This is a genomic window from Vibrio sp. KUL78, assembly GCF_059725505.1.
The window spans coordinates 51,192-67,605 of sequence record NZ_AP045839.1; the positions used below are offsets into that span (position 1 = coordinate 51,192).

A 16,414-nucleotide genomic window follows, 5' to 3' on the forward strand; every position below is an offset into this window, starting at 1 on the left:
TGTAAGAAATGACAATGAAAATGGATAACAAAGATTGAACAACCTAATTACCGTAATCAGCTCCGCCATACCTTTGGACAGCTTCGAGTTAGTGACTTTGCAATTTAAGACTTTTACGAACTATCTCAGTAAGTTGATTCAGCCCAAGCATGGCTGAAGGTTTGGTAAGAATTTTGTTGGGCTTTACTGAACAAGTTCAAATACGACCTGTCAGTTTAGTCACATGGACCTGACACGTGCTCTAAGTCGGCAAGATGCCAGAGATTACTCTGCACCAAATCTAGACAAAGAAGCTGGTCCCTGTTTTATGTAACGAGCTAGCGTAACAACTCGTACAGGCTTGTGTGGGTAATTGATAAGGTGCCTAAGACCAGAATAGGTACACGATCTGTCTAACAAGCTCAACAACTCTTTATAGGTCATCTGATTGAGCGTACGAAACTCCCTCAGTCGACGGCTAACCTCAAGAACGCATTGGCTATCAGCCAAATCTTTAGTTTTTGCTCTCATAACTTATTCTCCCTTAAATTAGTTGAACGACAGTAGGACTTGAGTTGCACCAGTAAGACGTTTCAAAGCATCGATGTGTGCCTGAACTTCAAGTGGTAATGTGGAATTTTTTGGCGCTACAGATACTGGCATTTTTTTACTATCTTGCGCTTCCTGCAAGCAGTGCTCTTCTGCTAGCTTGAAGTACTCAAACGCCTTGTCTGGGCTGATACCCAGCCTATTCGTGAGTTGTTCAACGACTGCATCTTCTAAATCAACATACCCACTATTCACCCAATCATTGTTTCTGATGATGCTTTCAAATATTCGCCGCGCTTGAACAGCCTCTAAAACTTGATCTTTCACAGATGCGTTCATTTTGAACTTAATACGTGATTTATTTCCCTGACGTCCAGGAGTGAAGCGTGCAACCTGATAATGTTCAAGCATTCGAGCCGTCTTGATTGACGCTTTGTAAGATTGCCCAGTGTGCTGTGCTGCAACGTCTATAGGGAGGACATCAGTTGTGCGAGATGTTTCCAAAATTGTTGCTATGTGATTGTTACTGTATACCGCGTAAATGATGTCTTGCCTTTGTGCTGGACGGCTTTTTTTGGTCCATTTTTCGAATCTCCTAACTGATCTTAGATAAAAATACGATAATTCATATATCATCAATAATCAATAAAAAAACACATAAAGAGCCCTTTGGTTTTATTGATTGATCTTTATTGAGTTATTGCATCGTTCTTTGGTTGGCGTTAGGATGGGCTATCTTTCACACAAACCTGCTTTAACGGTGACTACGTGCGCGAGTTACAACAAACAATCGACCCTTATGATTTAGCATGCCTATTGGTTGAAAGGTTTTCCGAAAACATTAGCGGGAGAATACTCTTCACTCGTGAGGGAAAAAATGCGATTCACATTAGCGTTCGCCTCACATCGAAACATAGTGAAGAGACCTTAAGTGAAATAACGGGTCTCTGCAGGGAAATGATTTTTGCCTGCTATGACAAGGACGACACACCGAAACCAAGTCTTCACGGTTATTTTGAGATAGCTAGTGGTGTTGTCTCGGTCCAATTGACTAGTAAAGAAGTCATCGAGACAATGCTTGAAAACTACTATTTAGCGGAACAAACAAAAAGCTATAGACTTTAAGGAGCTAGAATGAGCAAAGAGAATAACAACGAATTCCTAAAACAGTGCGCTGATCGTGCTGTTGCCTCAATCATAGTAATGGAGGACGGAAGACTAGTTACACAGTTAGGCAATTCAACTGTACTTCATGAGGCAATGCCTGTCGTACGACAGACCGCTCAAGTATTCGATATAATTGCTAATACGGTAAAGGTTGTAGATGGCTAAACAAAAAGTAATAAGCTTGTTCCCAGTGTATAAATCGCATTGGGGCAAAAGTAATCTTCGAAACAACCTGTTGACTAAATTATTCTAATGGAGGTCTACTGCTGCCTAAACAAGCTTAGGAGCAGTGTAACCCAGCCAGCAAGGATCTGGACAAAAGTGCGTCAAGGTGGTTACTTAACAAGCATAGGTTTGCGCTGGCTAACCATTTGTTTTTGTGGCGTCTTCTTTCCCTGTGAATGCAATGTAGTGATAAGGTAAATCATTGCGATCTATATTGATGCCAATAACCAAACAGTACTTAACGTGTTCAGGTTCTAAAGCCATCAAGTACGCATTTTCAATGAATTCATACCTTCTATCTTTATTCATATCCTTAAAGAGTACGACAGCTAAAGAATACTCTGAGCTTTCGGGTGGACTATATATCAAACTATTTTTATGTCCTTCTTTTTGCCAAGTCCTCTGTACGATTTTAGAAAGCTCTTCGATATGCTCGCTCATTTTAGTTTGGTCATCTGGCGGGAATCGATTTAGGACAGCTCCAATCTCACTCCAGCGTGGTGTGGCTCTCTCTTCTAGCTTATTGAATATATCTTTAAACCAACGAGATATTTTAGGTTGTGGTTTTTCTACAAAGATCCCTTGATCTTTTGACATGTAGTAGAGATCCAGAGGTTCAGACATATCCGTGATGATAATTTTCCTAGACCTGTCTTCGGTTAGAGTCCCCGGATTTAATAATGTTTTGAGATAGAACCCCATATAATCCAGCTCATCTCCGTGAAACTGACCAGTCTGTTGAAGCTCCGTTCTTCTTAGAAGGTAATGTATAATCTGGACTGGGTGCTCTAAAAAATCGAACAGAGTCTCGAAATCAGCCAAGTTCATCGATGGGCATGCGACAAAGTCATCTGGCACCCAACCAGTCTCTTGGAACAGTTGGAGGTTTGATTGCAAAGTCGCAAAGTCTTCTAGTGAAACAGAGACTCGGAGTACTTTGTTAATGTCATTTAAATCGATGGGCAATTTATCGATAAAATCATGGGCATCCCCCCATTCTTCCTTAATTCATCAATTTTGAGCTCTAAGCGATGCGATTGAATTCCCGGATCTACTAATATTTCCTTCAAATGGCGTTTTACACGCTCTGAAGCTCCCCTCAATGCTTGCTTAGAAATCTTCTGTGATTTCGCCTCAATAATGATCGCGTGAGAGTCGATGAAGGAAATTAGATCGGTTTCATATAGGTTTTCACCTTGGTGCCATCTTACACCAGTTATTACATGTGATTCTGGAAATCTCCGTTTCACAATTGACTCAATTTTTGTCTCCAGGTAAAAGGCCCTTCGTCGATGCAACCCCTCTTTATCGAACTGCTCGACTAAGTCATCCAGAGTAACCATAGCAAAACTGAAAAATAGCTGTGGAAGTATGCAATAGTAACCACTCTCAGTACTCATGATTGGCTTATTCCAAACAGGGTTATCTAAAAAGAAAAAAATTGTTTTTTCTTTATTTAACTCTCCACTCTTAAACGAAAAGTAATCGACTATTGCTCGAATTACTTTCTCATCTAGTTTGGATTCCTCTGACAACTCACTAAAATTTATAAGATAATTATCTGACATCCTTAAGTCATAATGGGCCAAGAGCATTGCGAAAACTTGTATCTTTGACATATCACGTATGTCAATTTCTCTCATGAATTTATCTGCTTCTTCCTGACCTTGGTCTATGAGCTCGTGATACTTCAAAACCATGTCGGAAGTTTTTTTCACTTGTCGCAACTGAGACAATGCTTCGAACCGATGAGATAGCTTTCGCTCCATTATTTGAATCATCACGTCAAAAACATCAACAATGTTGGAAGCGGAGAAGCCCAATTTTTCGGATAGCAAATCATCAAAGCTCGAGTATAGCTCCTTACAAATCGTTTTGACCTGAGAATGAAATCCCCAGTTTCGAACCATTTGAGTATGACCCCTTAACTTTTCTTGTATCATACTCACAGCACTTTCAGTCTCAGATTGTTCTACCAGGCTCTCTGTCATCCTACTCATAGCAAAAGCAACGCTGACCTCTTCGAGTTGCTCGATTACTTTTTGTACTACATCTGGCGTCACTGGATACAAACCAAGTTCATCTTTAGGGACTTGCAATATCAAGGCTTGAAACAACTCTACATGGGCTTGTTGTACTCCCACTATTGAGTCCCGAGAGGCTAAACCATTATCGCCAGCCCCAACGACTAAACCATAACCAGCGATTATGGAAATTAACGTTGTTGGGTCATACTTCCGTATCGTTTGCTCTAGCAACTCTAGGGTATCAATTACCTTTTTTTTGCTCTCTCTACCGACTGTACTGGCTAAGTCTTTGCGTTGTTCGGGTGAAAGGTCAGTAAAAGGATTGTCCATAATTTGAAATACAGGAGAAGAATCACTCGTTTTTGGCAGAGCGTTTACTGATTGTTTGTTTTGCTTTTTCTTAAGCCGATTTTTCTTTTGATCTCTACGTTTCTTACTATTTTTACTCATGACGTTAGACCCATATCATTCGCTAGCACAAAGAGTTAGTCAGTACGATTTACGGTTTTTCCCCTTCGAGGTTATCATCATATGACTGATAAAGTTATATAAGAATGATCATAATTTTTAATGAGTTAAATGTCATTGGTGGAGTTTGAGCTACAGCTCTTAACATAGGTGTCTAGATGGAGATAATCAGAAATTGCGACGCTGCGGGTAGCTTTCAAGAAATACATTTTAATCAATAGCCTCAAGCTTAGTTCACGCTTAGAGACGTGACTCATTTGGGGCATATCTAATTTGCTGCATGAGCTAGCCAAACTTGTTCCGGAATTTGATCTGCATCTCAGTTCACTAACCTACGCACTGATTTTCTTGAACATAGTCTTGAACGCTGCAGCGTGCCTACTAGTTTATAAAATGTTAGGAAATGAGAACCTCAGTAGTGACGGTACATGAACTTTAATCTAGCGTTATTGAGCCAACTCAAGAAGCGGACTATCAGCAATCTATTGTTAGTGGGTGGGTTATCTGCGCTGTTTGTTTTTTTTCACTACCAGCTTCTGCAGCTACCGACTACGCTATTTTCACTCTCAACTCAGACTTTAAACCACTAAGCCGAAGCAAAGCTCGCATGCTGTACCGTGGAAAAATGAAATCGTTACAGGGACAACGTATCGAACTGGCTGACTGGCCACAGCGCTCCACTGAGCGCGAGCTGTTTTATCAATCCCTACTCGGTAAAGACATTGCACAAATGAATGCTTACTGGGCGGGTTTATCTTTTTCTGGCAAGGCGAGACCGCCAAAGGAAATCTCATCTGCTGAGATGGCCCCTCTCGTGATTTGGCTCCAAGAGAAACCAAATCGTATAGGTTATGCTCCGTTAGAATCACTTCCTTCCGATGCCAATATCCTTTATGTCTTAGCAGTGGAGTAAATATGCCAAGCAAAGTACTGTTAGCACTCATCTGTATTATCAGCTCACCCGCCTTCGCCATCGTTGAATTGACTGAACATATTTCGTTTAGTGGTTTCGGTTCGACCTCTTGGGCCCATTCAGACAATGATACCCCTGTACTCATAAACCGAGCTATTCGCAATGAAAGCTGTTTTGATTGCGACACGACGTTTGGATTGCAGCTCGACTACTACAACGAAGGCTTTAAGGCCTCTGTGCAAGGGGTGAAACGACCTCAAGACAACTGGAGTGAACCTGCGCTTGAATGGGCTTATGTCGGCTATGAATTTGATAGTCTTGATTTGAGAGCAGGAAGACAGCGATTACCTCTTTTTTTAGCATCTGAATATTTCTATGTAGGGCAAGCCTTTACAACGGCTCGTCCTCCTGCGGAAGTGTATAGTGCACTGCTTGGACTCACGGCCTACAACGGTGCCAGTGTCAATTGGCGATATTATGTAACAGATGAACTTCAGCTTTCCTTAACCCCTTTTGTCGGCTTCCAAGATGAAGCCGAAGTCACTTTCAACCCAGACATCACTCTGGAGTTTGATACTCAGAACCTGTGGGGGCTTAACGCTCAACTAACTGGAGACTACTATCGCTGGAACTTCACCTATCTCGATGCCGTGTATGATGTCACGGCGCATGTTATCTTCCCAGGTGTCCCCCCCCAATTTCAACCGAGGCCAGAGCCGGTCCGCAATACCGTCAAACAATACTCGGTAGGAACAGTGTATGAGTTCGATGCCCTAAAAACGACGTTTGAATTTCAAAGGTTGGAAGGAATACGCATGGACTGGTACGGACAAGTTGAGTATCGTCTCGCTCCGTTCACACCATACATCGCTTACGGACAACTGTATCAAGACAATGAACGTTCCAATGCCAGTGCTACTGTTGGTGTGAGGTATGATTTGTTAAGTAACCTTTCCATCAATGCTGAGTACCAATATTTTCAAGTGCTCAACAGTGGTTCAGGCTTATTTATCAGCCCTCCGGGCGATGATGATAGTGCTCAGCTTTATACCGTGATGGCGAGTTTTGCTTTTTAATAATCGTACCAAGCTCTGACGGGTAGGTAGATTCCAACGTTCTGTGATGATACATCAATGGGGAGGGTGTGTGACAAAAACCTGTAGCTCTGAGAGAGAGTCCTCTCACAGAATGCGATAACGAGTGTCCTTAATAAGGATTAAAGGTCGTTGTTACTGGCACGCCTTTTCTTTCATTATCCCGATGCCGACTTCGAGTGCGTCTCTCCACGCTTTCTCTATGACATCATTGTAAAGTGGGTCGTATTTTTCAACCGTGGCAAGCAAGCTCTCCACCCACATATCCAACTCTTCTTCCGAAATGTTCAGGCCCATCTCTTTGTGCTTATCGCCTAATTTTCGGACCGTGTCGCGCACTGAAGCCAATGCCGAGGCATTTTGTATTAGCACCAAAGAAGCTTTCAGCATTCGCGCCTGCTTCTTTGTGTCGACAGCTCCGAATCGCTCTTGAAACCGATGATTGGTCGCGCAAAAGTGGTCTAGGAAGTCAGTTAAGAAATGAACCCCGATACGGCATCGTTGATAGCTATCAAGAAAGATTTCATTGCTGCTCATGTCTGTTCCTTTCTGACGATTAGTCAGCTAGCGGTAGCTCAAGAGACATTTCTCCTTTCGACACGTCACTATATAGTACTCATGCTCACCTTTATGCTCTTTGACTTCAAAATAGATAACCGATTTATTAAGGCTGTCTTTGAAAGCAAAGGCCAGCTCTGCGTCATCGATAGTCAACCCTTCTTCTAAATGCTCTGCCATCGACAGTCGAGCCAACTCAATAATCTTGTCGTCCTTAAGAGGGGTGAGTGATGCCTGTGCGAAGGGAACGGCAAACACAAAAATGAGAATCGGTGATAATTTCATACTAACTCCTTTAATTGTATGACTACTCGATTGACAATAGTGGCATTCAATCAACCAGGTGGAGGTCATCGTTGCATCTAACTAAAGTTATAAAAAGTCCGCTGTTTTGGCTCATTCCAACGGGGTTTGTATTGGTTCTTTTAGGCGCTTTCCCTTCTATCGGTTACTGGCTGTTGGCTGACCATACTGGACTAATGGATTTGATAGCTCGCTTCGGCTTAAAGTTTGGGCTACTTCTCATTGGTATTGCCTTTGTTCTCGATATCGCTTTTCTTGATGAGGACAACGACTAGTGTTGAGCGTTCTATATCAACCTACAGCGCAAATCTAGATTTAGTGACGTTCGGTCCACCCCATATAGTCTAGCTTTCGTTGAAGTGTCCCAATAGCCTCATTTTGTAGCTGCCTAACACGTTCCTTCGACACGCCATTCATTTTACCTATCTCATGAAGCGTCAACACTTCGCGACCGTGCAACCCAAAGCGATGAATGATGATATCGCGGTACTTTTCTGGAAGGAGATTGATGAGTGCATCGATGTTCGCTTGCAAACTCTGATTTTGATGAGAGCGGTCCGGCTCTTTGTCTATCTCTGATGGTATCGCTTCAAGGTGAGAAGGGATAGAGATAGAGTCAACCGTTAGCCTAGGCTCAATATAACCACTCATCTCGATGAGCTCCCCTAAATGTCCCTGTTCTCCATTAACGTGTTTGGAAATCTCGCTAACTGAAGGGGGATGGTGAATTGAAGAGAGCATTTGATTTGTCTCGCGATAAAGTTTGCGCATCTCTTTGATAATATGAACGGGCAATCGAACCGTACGTTCTGTATTCATAATAGCGGACTCAATACCCTCCCTTATCCACCATACTGCGTAGGTGCTAAAGCGAAAGCCCATCTCCGGGTCATACTTGTCTACTGCTTTTATCAGCCCAATATTACCCTCTTCAATCAAGTCAAGAATCGTAAGATGAGTCAAACCTCTCTTGATATAGCTTCGTGCTAACTTTACAACCAACCTTAGGTTTGTCTCAATCATAACATCTCTAGCAGCGTGGTCTCCGTTACGAGCTAATGTGGCAAAGTGATATTGGTGCTCAGGCGACAATTGCTCTATGGCGACCACGTCGTTGATATACTTCGCCTGTAAATCAGCACTCGCTTCTTTATCAACACTTGAAACGCTCGCCACTCTAGCCATCATTTTTCTCCTTCGACCAACATTATGGTTTTAATCGAGCAAACCGAAACATACGACCTACCGCTTAACCCTTCTAAAGCTAGACAGACTTCTTATATGACACAAGTTTTATTTAATACTCTTTAGACAATTTGAAGAGAAAATAAACTAAAGTCGTATGATTTGAATGACCATATCCATTGAGTTTAGAGCAAGAAGATTGAATGGTAATTTACGCATTATAGTGAGGATATGAAGTACAATTTGACATCTAGGAACATCAACAAGCGTTTAACTCACGAATTCGTGTGAGCCTAGCTGAGGGCGGTTTAGCCGTGCCATCCTTGGTTCGGCTTTATTGAGGGCAGCGCTCTGACATCATGTCTCAACACTTTCTGATAAGTTGAGCGCATCTTCTATCTCTACGCCAAGATAACGAATCGTATTGTCCAACTTAACGTGACCAAGCAACAACTGAACGGCGCGAATGTTTTTTGTCCTTGCATAGATAATGGTGGCTTTGGTGCGACGCATTGAGTGTGTACCGTAGAGAGAAGCATCGTATCCTAAATCAGATGCTCAACGACGAATGATAGAAGCATAATAGCTGTAGCTCATCGGTTTACCGGGTCGACGGGGGCTAGGAAACAAATAATCAGTCATTAAAATACCACTTTGAGTCAACCAATGGTTTATGGACTGCGCTGTTCTTGATGAAACTTCGAACTGCACATCACGGTTTGTTTTTCGTTGTCTGTAGCGAATGCGCCTATTAATAACTCCTCCGCTAGAGATATCATTTACCCTCATTGCCAGCAGGTCACATGAACGAAGCTTACAGTCTATAGCAAGGTTTAATAATGCCAGCTCCCTGACATTACCTTCTATCTCCAGTCTCGTTCGAATACGCCAAATATCCTCTAACCGGAATGGTTTCTTCTGTCCTGTCGAACCGCTTTTCTTAGACCACATCTTGACCTCCTTTGAATGTACCTATGGTGTGAATTAGGGTATCCGCCCCATGAACCCACGGGGCGATATGACTAATGTTTGAAGTTCCAAGGCAGGAGCGCATCGACATCTGGCTCTGCTTCCGCCAGCTCTTTCATACACTTGACCATTTAGTCGTAAAGGATAAGGCCGTTGGCTTTTGCAGTTTCAACTATACTGTAAAGCATCGCACTTGCGTCTGCACCATTTGGTGTGTTCGAGAAGAGCCAGTTTTTCCTGCCTATAACTAGCGGTTTTATTGCGCGTTCAGCACGGTTGTTATCTATCGATAAGTGCCCGTCATCAATATAGCGGATGAGCTTCGGCCATTGGCCGAGCGTGTATTTTATCGCTTTACCCAACGGGCTAGACGCTATCACTTGTTGAGTTGTCATCCATTCGGACAACTCATCCAGTATTGGCTTGGCATGCTGTTGACGTTCTGCTTTTCGTGTTTCAACAGACGCACCTTTTAAGCGGGATTCTATTCCATAGAGCTTCTGGATTTTGGCCAACGCTTTATCTGCTTTGCCTGACTTACCTTTACCTTGAAGCTTCTTAGCATCCATGAACTTGCGACGTGCATGCGCTAAGCAGCCAACATTGGTCACTTGGTGAAGACCGTCATAGGCACCAGAGCCATCGGTTTACAGATAACCACTGTAATCCCCTAAGAAGGTAACAGGGCACGCCCTCGCGCGACTGTTTTGATAGTCGTACAAGGTGATATTTTTCACGTTGGGAAGTGAGGCTTCTGGCGAGTCTGCGCCTGAGCAGTAAAGCCACATGTAGCATTGCTTATCTTCCTTGAGGACATTGAGTGGCGTTTCATCCGCCTGAACCACAACTTGCTCAAGTAGGTGTGTTTTCAAGGCCGCATAAAGCGGTGCGAACTTCTCACTGACTTGGATAACCCACCTTGCCATAGTGGTTCGTGACAGCTCGATACCCGACTGGGTAAACAGTGAATCTTGGCGATACAGTGGCATCGCGTATTGGTATTTGCCAAGGATGATACTGGCCAGCAAGCTTTCTGTCGCAAAGCTCTTAGGGATTATGCTCTGCGGCGCTGGTTTTTGAACGATGCGGCTTTTGTCTTCAGTTTGCTCGCACTGACGGCAAGCATATTTAGGACGAACATATTCCAGCACTTTGAGCACGGCAGGTGAGAACTCTAACTTTTCACAGCGGTCTTCACCGATTTTATGCAGGCTATGCTTGCAGCACGCGCATTGCTTTTCATTGTTATCTAAATCGAGTTCGATAACCTCACGAGGCAAGGTTTTTGGAAGTGGCTTACGCTTACCACGTTTCTTCGTTGTGGTGGTCGTCGTGACCTCAACCTCATCTTCCTGAGCGGCTTCACATTCCACTTCGTTGAAGAGGTCACCTTGAGATTCATCGTAAGGCTTTAACGCCTCCGAACGTTTAGCGAACTGGCGGTCGAAGGCAAGCTTGAGTTGTTCAAGTAGCGACTGGCGCTCTTGTTTCCACTCTGTTTTCTCCGACATCAAGGCTTTCACCATCGCTTGTAGCTCGGCAACATCTTGACTTTCTGGGTTGATATTTGGCGTTTTTTTCATGGCATTCATTATACTAAAATCATGCCGCTAACGCTTGGTAGATAAGGTTTTATTATCGTTTAAGTCATTGTGAAATCGTTTATTTGAACGGGTTTGTGGCCGATAATCGTGAAGCCAGAAAGCAACCTATCAAGCTCGAATTGGGTCAGAGTAAACATCTCTTTTTTCTCTGTTGATGGCCACTTGTATTTGGCTTTTTCGAGGCGCTTGTACCAGAGAGCAAAGCCTGTTTTATCCCAGTACAACACTTTGATTTTGTCGCGCTGTTTATTGGTGAATAGGAACAGTGCGCCACTTCCCAAGGGTAAGTCGGTGTCACTTTCGATAATCGCAGCAAGACCATTGATCGACTTTCTAAAGTCGACACTCTCACGATACAGATAAATCTCTGGAGCGCTGAGCATGCGTTTCATGATAGCGCACCGATGAGTTCTGCGAGATAGGCCGCTGGCGTGCCTTGTGGAATACTCAGCTCAACATTATTGACGAGCAGTGTCATGTTAGCCGTTGCTATTTGAGCTTGATACTTGGTTGTTTTTTCGATGACTTCAGCTTTAACGAAGCCTTGAGAAACCTCAAATTTATTGAGTTGCTGACGCTTGGCATAAAACGTCGAAGGGTTGATCTCCTTGAGTTTGCAAAAGGCGAGTGTAGACAAGGAACTAGATTCAGATTGCTCGATGAGCGTTTGCCATTCTTGGTTAGTGCGTCGTTTTCCCATTTCAAATCTCCTTATGGTTGGAGATTTGATCTTATTGTTCGTGATGAGCGATTAGAATGCGGGGTTTATGACGCGCTTACTGATATCGAAAGTAACCGATTCGGTGCTTGAGCAAGTGATTGAATGGCAGTCGCGACCTCTCGACGAAATTTACCCTATTGTCTATCTCGATTGCATCGTGGTTAAGGTGCGTCAAGACAAGCAAGTCATCAACAAAGCGGTCTATCTTGCGTTAGGCGTCAACATGGAAGGCCAAAAAGAACTGCTCGGTATGTGGCTCTCTGAAACGGAAGGTGCCAAGTTCTGGCTTAACGTGCTGACTGAACTTCAAAACCGTGGGGTAAAAGACATCCTTATCGCTTGCGTTGACGGACTAAAAGGCTTTCCTGACGCCATCAACACTGCGTTCCCAGAGACGCAAATACAGCTCTGTATCGTCCACATGGTGCGAAACTCGGTCAAGTACGTCCCTTGGAAAGACTACAAAGCGGTGACGACTGACCTGAAGAAAATCTACCAATCCGCCACAGAAGATGAGGCTTTGCTGGCTCTAGAGCAGTTCTCTGACCGCTGGGATAGTAAGTATCCTCAAATCAGTCGCTCTTGGACGGCGCATTGGGACAACCTCAACACCCTGTTTAACTACCCAGAGGATATTCGCCGAGCCATTTACACAACTAACGCCATCGAATCCCTCAACAGCGTTATTAGAAAAGCGATTAAGAAGCGCAAGCTCTTCCCAACAGATGAATCAGCTAGAAAGGTGATCTACCTGGCTATCCGAGATGCTTCCAAGAAGTGGACGATGCCGATCAGAAACTGGCGACAAGCTCTAAACCGCTTTATGATTATGTTTGAAGACCGACTCACTGAATACATGTAACCCCGACAGTTACACAGAATTATTTACAGGGTCCAATTGTTTGCTTTGGGGATGCAAGGGTACTCTTCACTTATCACGGCAGTAGAACTTGATGGGAAAGTGTACTTTACATGCAAACACTTACTAGATGCACAACGAATCACTACGTTAAATGTCTGGGAGGTTGACGGTGAAAAGGCGCGGTCTGGTGATTATTGAACAAATTCGTCTTCCTCATGAATCCAATGAGCATTAACAATCTTGAACACCTTAAGTTCGTCATCATGTTTCTTTGTCACGTGGTATTCAATCTTTACAGTGTATTGCCCGCAAGTGCTGCTGTCGGTAGACAACAATATAGTTTGATCGATTCCAATAAAGTCTGATCATTTACAATAATGTTTGTCACTTTCCCTCTGTGAGTCCACTTAGCAGAGGCTATGTGTACTGACGATGATAAACACGCTTTTGCCCCTTTCCCACTTAGTGCTTTTACTCATACACATGCTGTTAATGTGCGTTTGCCCTACCAAAACTTATCCATCCCTGTCGTGCTGATCGTTGTGGAACCCTCGTGATGTAATACGGGGTGAAAGTTGAAATTTATAGATCCAATGCTAGCTTCTTGTTTATTCATTTAGTGACGTGAAAACAAAGAATTGCAGTTTTATTTCGGCGATAACGTCGATAAGTGGGTCAATTTTAAACTGGAGTTGACAGTAGTTCTGACTTTAATGTTGATCAGTATAGCTCAAGATAACGGATGACATGGAGTTAAACTCAGAGATAATCAAACAGTCCAATCCTAAATAAATAAGTAACTATGGTTGACTAGAAAGAGTGTGCTAGAAATCATTCATAGATCTGGCCATAAATGCTCGATGGAAACCACCCCAAATGCATAATGGAGGTGGCTCCAAATGCATAATGCGAGCAAATCAAACAACATTTAATTATTTAATAAACAATAGCTTAATCATTAGTTCGCTTCGAAGTTTCATTAAGCTTTCTTTGGTGACTTTTATGAGTAAATACAGTAGTGCTACTAATGCACTAAATACCATCTTCGACGCTAATAAAATTTTGGGTGAATTGTCCCGTGGGTTCATGGGGCGTTTACGTTAGAGCGTCGTTTTGCCATTTAAAATCTCCTTGTGGTTAGAGACTTGATCTTAATATTTGTACTTGGCGATTAGAATATGAGGTTTATGACATGCTTACAAAGTAACTGACTAACTTATGTCCAGAGACTTGATGGCGGGGTATGAAACACGAAAATGCCCCATTATCACTTTCGGTTATAACATTCACGTTCGTAGACAACCGGAATTTACCCAAATCATGCTCATGTACCGACAACAAGACTCATGCAGCAAAAATGATTTTCTATATCGGTAAGGTCGCTTCGGGAAAAAGCGAATTACTCCAACTATTTTAAACATTTGTGCTCCGAGATGTGTTGCTACGTAGTTGGAGCAATTTTTAAACTTCAACTTTTCGCTGTACCTCTTTTAGGTTTTTTACCCTTTTTAAAACTAAGTATCTCATATATAGCATTTTATCTCCGGTGACTTATGTCACGAAACTTGAGTAGCCACTAAAGCTATCCTCTTCTAAACTTTATGCATATGAGAAAAAGAGGTGCTGGAAGGTGAATAAAACAAACGTATTGGTATGGGTAACATTAATTGTTTGGTTATTGATGGTTGCTTGCTTTTTTTATTATATTGAAAAAGAAAGCTTTATACCTGTTATCCATGAATTTCATCTGGAGGACTCAAGTGAATTATAAATACTCACAAAAGTTCAATGTTATGGAAGCTTTAATTGCGCTAGCAATAGGCATAACTCTCAGTTTTTTCTTTTCATTTAAAACTCAAAACTCCCTTCTAGAGGCCACTGAAAGCTCAATCGTTGCTCATTCTGCAAGCCTTGTCCACATGAGAAGCTATATACATTTAACTCAGAGAGAAGATGGTGACCACAAGATAAATAAACTACTTTCTGAAATACAAAAGCTAACCTCTGAGTTAAACACTTTAAAAGAAGCTAGCAACGACATTAACGTTAGATTTCCTCAAATGATTTGGGTAGGAAATCCCCTCCCTTCTGTAGTTGAGGAGTACGTAAAAACTGCGGATAAACAGTTGGTATTGCTTGATAAAATGCTTAAAGCAAAACAACAGATAGTACCAGAGGTTTCATTAATCGAATTAGAGAGGCAGGTGTTTTCAGAAGAGATGGATGAAGCAGCGGAACATGTTCATGAACGTTTGATGGATAACATCTTCTTAACCAGTAAAGCAGCCGTCTATACTTTAATACTATTCATTATTTTAATATTCTCTGCCGTTTTTCTTTATCTCAATCATTACATTATAGAGTTGAAGAAGACCAAGCTAGCATTACAGGTAGCTGTAAATAAGGCAGAGGAAGCCAACTTAGCTAAGTCTATGTTTTTAGCAACAATGAGTCATGAGATAAGAACTCCAATGAATGGTGTTATAGGAATGACACAGTTACTCATATCGGATAATAAAGATCCAAGTATTCAGACGCACTTAGATACGCTATTGGAGTCAGGTGAACACCTAATGGTGGTCATAAACGAAATTCTTGATTTTTCAAATCTAGAACAAGGAAGTTTAGTTTTTGTTCAGGAAGAATTTGAGCTAAGCAAACTATTGGTCCCTATAAAAAATTCTTTTCAACCACAGGCTTCTGAAAAAAAACTTCAGCTTATATTCGACACCAATAGCTTGCCTGAAGATCTAATTTTAGTCGGTGATAAAACTCGTATACGTCAAGTTATTTACAATTTAGTGGGTAATGCCATCAAGTTCACCTCTGATGGACAGGTTAAGGTTGTTTTAAAATATGAAAGTGATAAAAATGAGCTTTGTATTCAGGTATCTGATACCGGAATTGGCATACCATCCCATCGTTTAAAAGGCATTTTTAATGCGTTCGAACAAGCAGATGTTAGAACGATGCACGATTTTGGAGGTACAGGGTTAGGTTTATCCATCGTGAAAAAAATATGCTTATCAATGGGGGGGGATATTACTGTTACAAGTGAGTTAGGTTCAGGAAGCTGCTTTGTGGCAAAGGTGATAAGCCCAAGAGTAACCACCCTCCGAGATCAAAGAACGCTCTCAGGCGAAAAAGACTTTTCCGGTAAGTCAGTCCTTATCGTTGAGGATAACCGTGTTAATCAGCTTGTTGCTCAACGATTGTGTCAAAAGTTAGGGTTTACTACCTATATTGCATCTAATGGTATAGAAGCTGTTAAAAGGGTGCGCGAATGTTCTTTTGACGTAATCTTGATGGATCATCAAATGCCACAAATGGGGGGCATAGAAGCGACAAAATTAATACGAAATGAGCATGCTTTTCAGGGTATTATTCTTGGATGTACCGCTGATGTTACCAAAGATACAGCCATAGCATTCGTGGACGCTGGTGCCAATGGAGTAATAACAAAGCCCTTACAATTAGACTCTTTAGGGGAGTTAATAGCACGCAGCGTAACGCTGGCTTGTAATGCGAGTCGTGATCATCATGTCGTGTTGGAATAGATGTCAGTCCGACTCATATTGAATCAAAGAGTTGATTCTTTGAGTAAAAGAGATAGCCTCAATGCTAGAATGCGCTATTTTTTACGTCGTCTGTAGAGGGGAAATATCGGAACTGTTGTCTGAAGGGGGGATGCAGCTTAAATAGAATAAGGCAAAACATAGAACCTTGCCTATTAGTATTTATTCATTACTGATTTTCACATGTAGTGTGGGCTTGGCTGGTTCAGAATACA

13 protein-coding genes and 4 pseudogenes are annotated in these 16,414 nt (G+C 42.3%); 6 read left to right on the forward strand and 11 right to left on the reverse strand.

What is annotated here, in order from left to right:
• Positions 1-264 precede the first annotated feature (264 nt).
• Together AC6I8Y_RS25875 and AC6I8Y_RS25880 are read right to left on the reverse strand one after the other, a co-directional pair.
• Entirely contained in the window at positions 265-510 is a 246-nt protein-coding gene (locus tag AC6I8Y_RS25875) for a hypothetical protein (protein WP_498020598.1), read from the reverse strand.
• Between the two features lie 18 nt (positions 511-528).
• Complete coding sequence (locus AC6I8Y_RS25880; protein WP_498020599.1) at positions 529-1,032, reverse strand: hypothetical protein; 504 nt, start codon at positions 1,030-1,032, stop codon at positions 529-531.
• A 264-nt stretch (positions 1,033-1,296) separates the two neighbouring features.
• On the opposite strand from AC6I8Y_RS25880, the gene AC6I8Y_RS25885 reads away from it, so the two are divergent.
• Positions 1,297-1,653 carry a hypothetical protein gene (locus AC6I8Y_RS25885; protein WP_498023309.1) on the forward strand — a complete coding sequence of 119 codons (357 nt, stop codon included), beginning with the start codon at positions 1,297-1,299 and terminating at the stop codon, positions 1,651-1,653.
• 405 nt (positions 1,654-2,058) lie between these two features.
• On the opposite strand, the gene AC6I8Y_RS25890 is transcribed toward AC6I8Y_RS25885, so the two are convergent.
• Positions 2,059-2,517 carry a hypothetical protein gene (locus tag AC6I8Y_RS25890; RefSeq protein ID WP_498020601.1) on the reverse strand — a complete coding sequence of 153 codons (459 nt, stop codon included), beginning with the start codon at positions 2,515-2,517 and terminating at the stop codon, positions 2,059-2,061.
• Between the two features lie 353 nt (positions 2,518-2,870).
• Positions 2,871-4,397, reverse strand: coding sequence for a hypothetical protein (locus tag AC6I8Y_RS25895; protein ID WP_498023310.1), 1,527 nt, complete (start codon positions 4,395-4,397; stop codon positions 2,871-2,873).
• A 547-nt stretch (positions 4,398-4,944) separates the two neighbouring features.
• On the opposite strand from AC6I8Y_RS25895, the pseudogene AC6I8Y_RS25900 reads away from it, so the two are divergent.
• Both AC6I8Y_RS25900 and AC6I8Y_RS25905 read left to right on the forward strand, forming a co-directional pair.
• A pseudogene (locus AC6I8Y_RS25900) lies at positions 4,945-5,328 on the forward strand (hypothetical protein); the annotation flags it as partial.
• Positions 5,329-5,330: 2 nt separating this feature from the next.
• On the forward strand, positions 5,331-6,404 hold the full coding sequence (locus AC6I8Y_RS25905) for a porin (protein WP_498023311.1): 1,074 nt from the start codon (positions 5,331-5,333) through the stop codon (positions 6,402-6,404).
• A gap of 153 nt (positions 6,405-6,557) precedes the next feature.
• Here the strand turns inward: AC6I8Y_RS25905 and AC6I8Y_RS25910 are convergent, their stop codons facing one another.
• Together AC6I8Y_RS25910 and AC6I8Y_RS25915 are read right to left on the reverse strand one after the other, a co-directional pair.
• Complete coding sequence (locus tag AC6I8Y_RS25910) at positions 6,558-6,959, reverse strand: globin family protein (RefSeq protein WP_498023312.1); 402 nt, start codon at positions 6,957-6,959, stop codon at positions 6,558-6,560.
• Between the two features lie 27 nt (positions 6,960-6,986).
• Positions 6,987-7,265: a hypothetical protein gene (locus AC6I8Y_RS25915; protein ID WP_498023313.1), complete on the reverse strand. Its 279-nt coding sequence runs from the start codon at positions 7,263-7,265 to the stop codon at positions 6,987-6,989.
• A 71-nt stretch (positions 7,266-7,336) separates the two neighbouring features.
• Between AC6I8Y_RS25915 and AC6I8Y_RS25920 the strand changes: the two genes are divergently transcribed.
• A complete protein-coding gene (locus AC6I8Y_RS25920; RefSeq protein WP_498023314.1) occupies positions 7,337-7,558 on the forward strand; it encodes a hypothetical protein in 222 nt (73 codons plus the stop codon).
• Positions 7,559-7,598: 40 nt separating this feature from the next.
• Here AC6I8Y_RS25920 and AC6I8Y_RS25925 read toward each other — a convergent pair whose 3' ends face one another.
• From AC6I8Y_RS25925 to tnpA, 5 genes and pseudogenes are all read right to left on the reverse strand, one after another.
• Positions 7,599-8,471 (reverse strand): sigma-70 family RNA polymerase sigma factor, encoded by an 873-nt coding sequence (locus AC6I8Y_RS25925; protein WP_498023315.1) that lies wholly within the window; start codon positions 8,469-8,471, stop codon positions 7,599-7,601.
• 354 nt (positions 8,472-8,825) lie between these two features.
• A pseudogene (locus AC6I8Y_RS25930) lies at positions 8,826-9,419 on the reverse strand (tyrosine-type recombinase/integrase).
• A gap of 71 nt (positions 9,420-9,490) precedes the next feature.
• A pseudogene (gene tnpC / locus AC6I8Y_RS25935) lies at positions 9,491-11,020 on the reverse strand (IS66 family transposase).
• A 59-nt stretch (positions 11,021-11,079) separates the two neighbouring features.
• On the reverse strand, positions 11,080-11,433 hold the full coding sequence (gene tnpB, locus AC6I8Y_RS25940) for an IS66 family insertion sequence element accessory protein TnpB (protein WP_498023316.1): 354 nt from the start codon (positions 11,431-11,433) through the stop codon (positions 11,080-11,082).
• A complete protein-coding gene (gene tnpA, locus AC6I8Y_RS25945) occupies positions 11,430-11,741 on the reverse strand; it encodes an IS66 family insertion sequence element accessory protein TnpA (protein WP_498023317.1) in 312 nt (103 codons plus the stop codon). Before tnpA ends, tnpB begins: the two co-directional genes overlap by 4 nt.
• Before the next feature lie 79 nt (positions 11,742-11,820).
• Between tnpA and AC6I8Y_RS25950 the strand changes: the two are divergent.
• A pseudogene (locus AC6I8Y_RS25950) lies at positions 11,821-12,624 on the forward strand (IS256 family transposase); the annotation flags it as partial.
• A gap of 1,736 nt (positions 12,625-14,360) precedes the next feature.
• Positions 14,361-16,181 (forward strand): ATP-binding protein, encoded by a 1,821-nt coding sequence (locus tag AC6I8Y_RS25955; protein ID WP_004735155.1) that lies wholly within the window; start codon positions 14,361-14,363, stop codon positions 16,179-16,181.
• The last annotated feature ends 233 nt before the right edge of the window (positions 16,182-16,414 follow it).

Bases quoted from the DNA above. Each gene is read 5' to 3' on its own strand.
- AC6I8Y_RS25955 (WP_004735155.1), top strand. From the start codon at position 14,361: ATGAATTTCATCTGGAGGACTCAAGTGAATTATAAATACTCACAAAAG.
- AC6I8Y_RS25910 (WP_498023312.1), bottom strand. From the start codon at position 6,959: ATGAGCAGCAATGAAATCTTTCTTGATAGCTATCAACGATGCCGTATC.
- AC6I8Y_RS25890 (WP_498020601.1), bottom strand. From the start codon at position 2,517: ATGTCAAAAGATCAAGGGATCTTTGTAGAAAAACCACAACCTAAAATA.
- AC6I8Y_RS25905 (WP_498023311.1), top strand. From the start codon at position 5,331: ATGCCAAGCAAAGTACTGTTAGCACTCATCTGTATTATCAGCTCACCC.
- AC6I8Y_RS25875 (WP_498020598.1), bottom strand. From the start codon at position 510: ATGAGAGCAAAAACTAAAGATTTGGCTGATAGCCAATGCGTTCTTGAG.
- tnpB (WP_498023316.1), bottom strand. From the start codon at position 11,433: ATGAAACGCATGCTCAGCGCTCCAGAGATTTATCTGTATCGTGAGAGT.
- AC6I8Y_RS25895 (WP_498023310.1), bottom strand. From the start codon at position 4,397: ATGAGTAAAAATAGTAAGAAACGTAGAGATCAAAAGAAAAATCGGCTT.
- AC6I8Y_RS25915 (WP_498023313.1), bottom strand. From the start codon at position 7,265: ATGAAATTATCACCGATTCTCATTTTTGTGTTTGCCGTTCCCTTCGCA.
- tnpA (WP_498023317.1), bottom strand. From the start codon at position 11,741: ATGGGAAAACGACGCACTAACCAAGAATGGCAAACGCTCATCGAGCAA.
- AC6I8Y_RS25925 (WP_498023315.1), bottom strand. From the start codon at position 8,471: ATGATGGCTAGAGTGGCGAGCGTTTCAAGTGTTGATAAAGAAGCGAGT.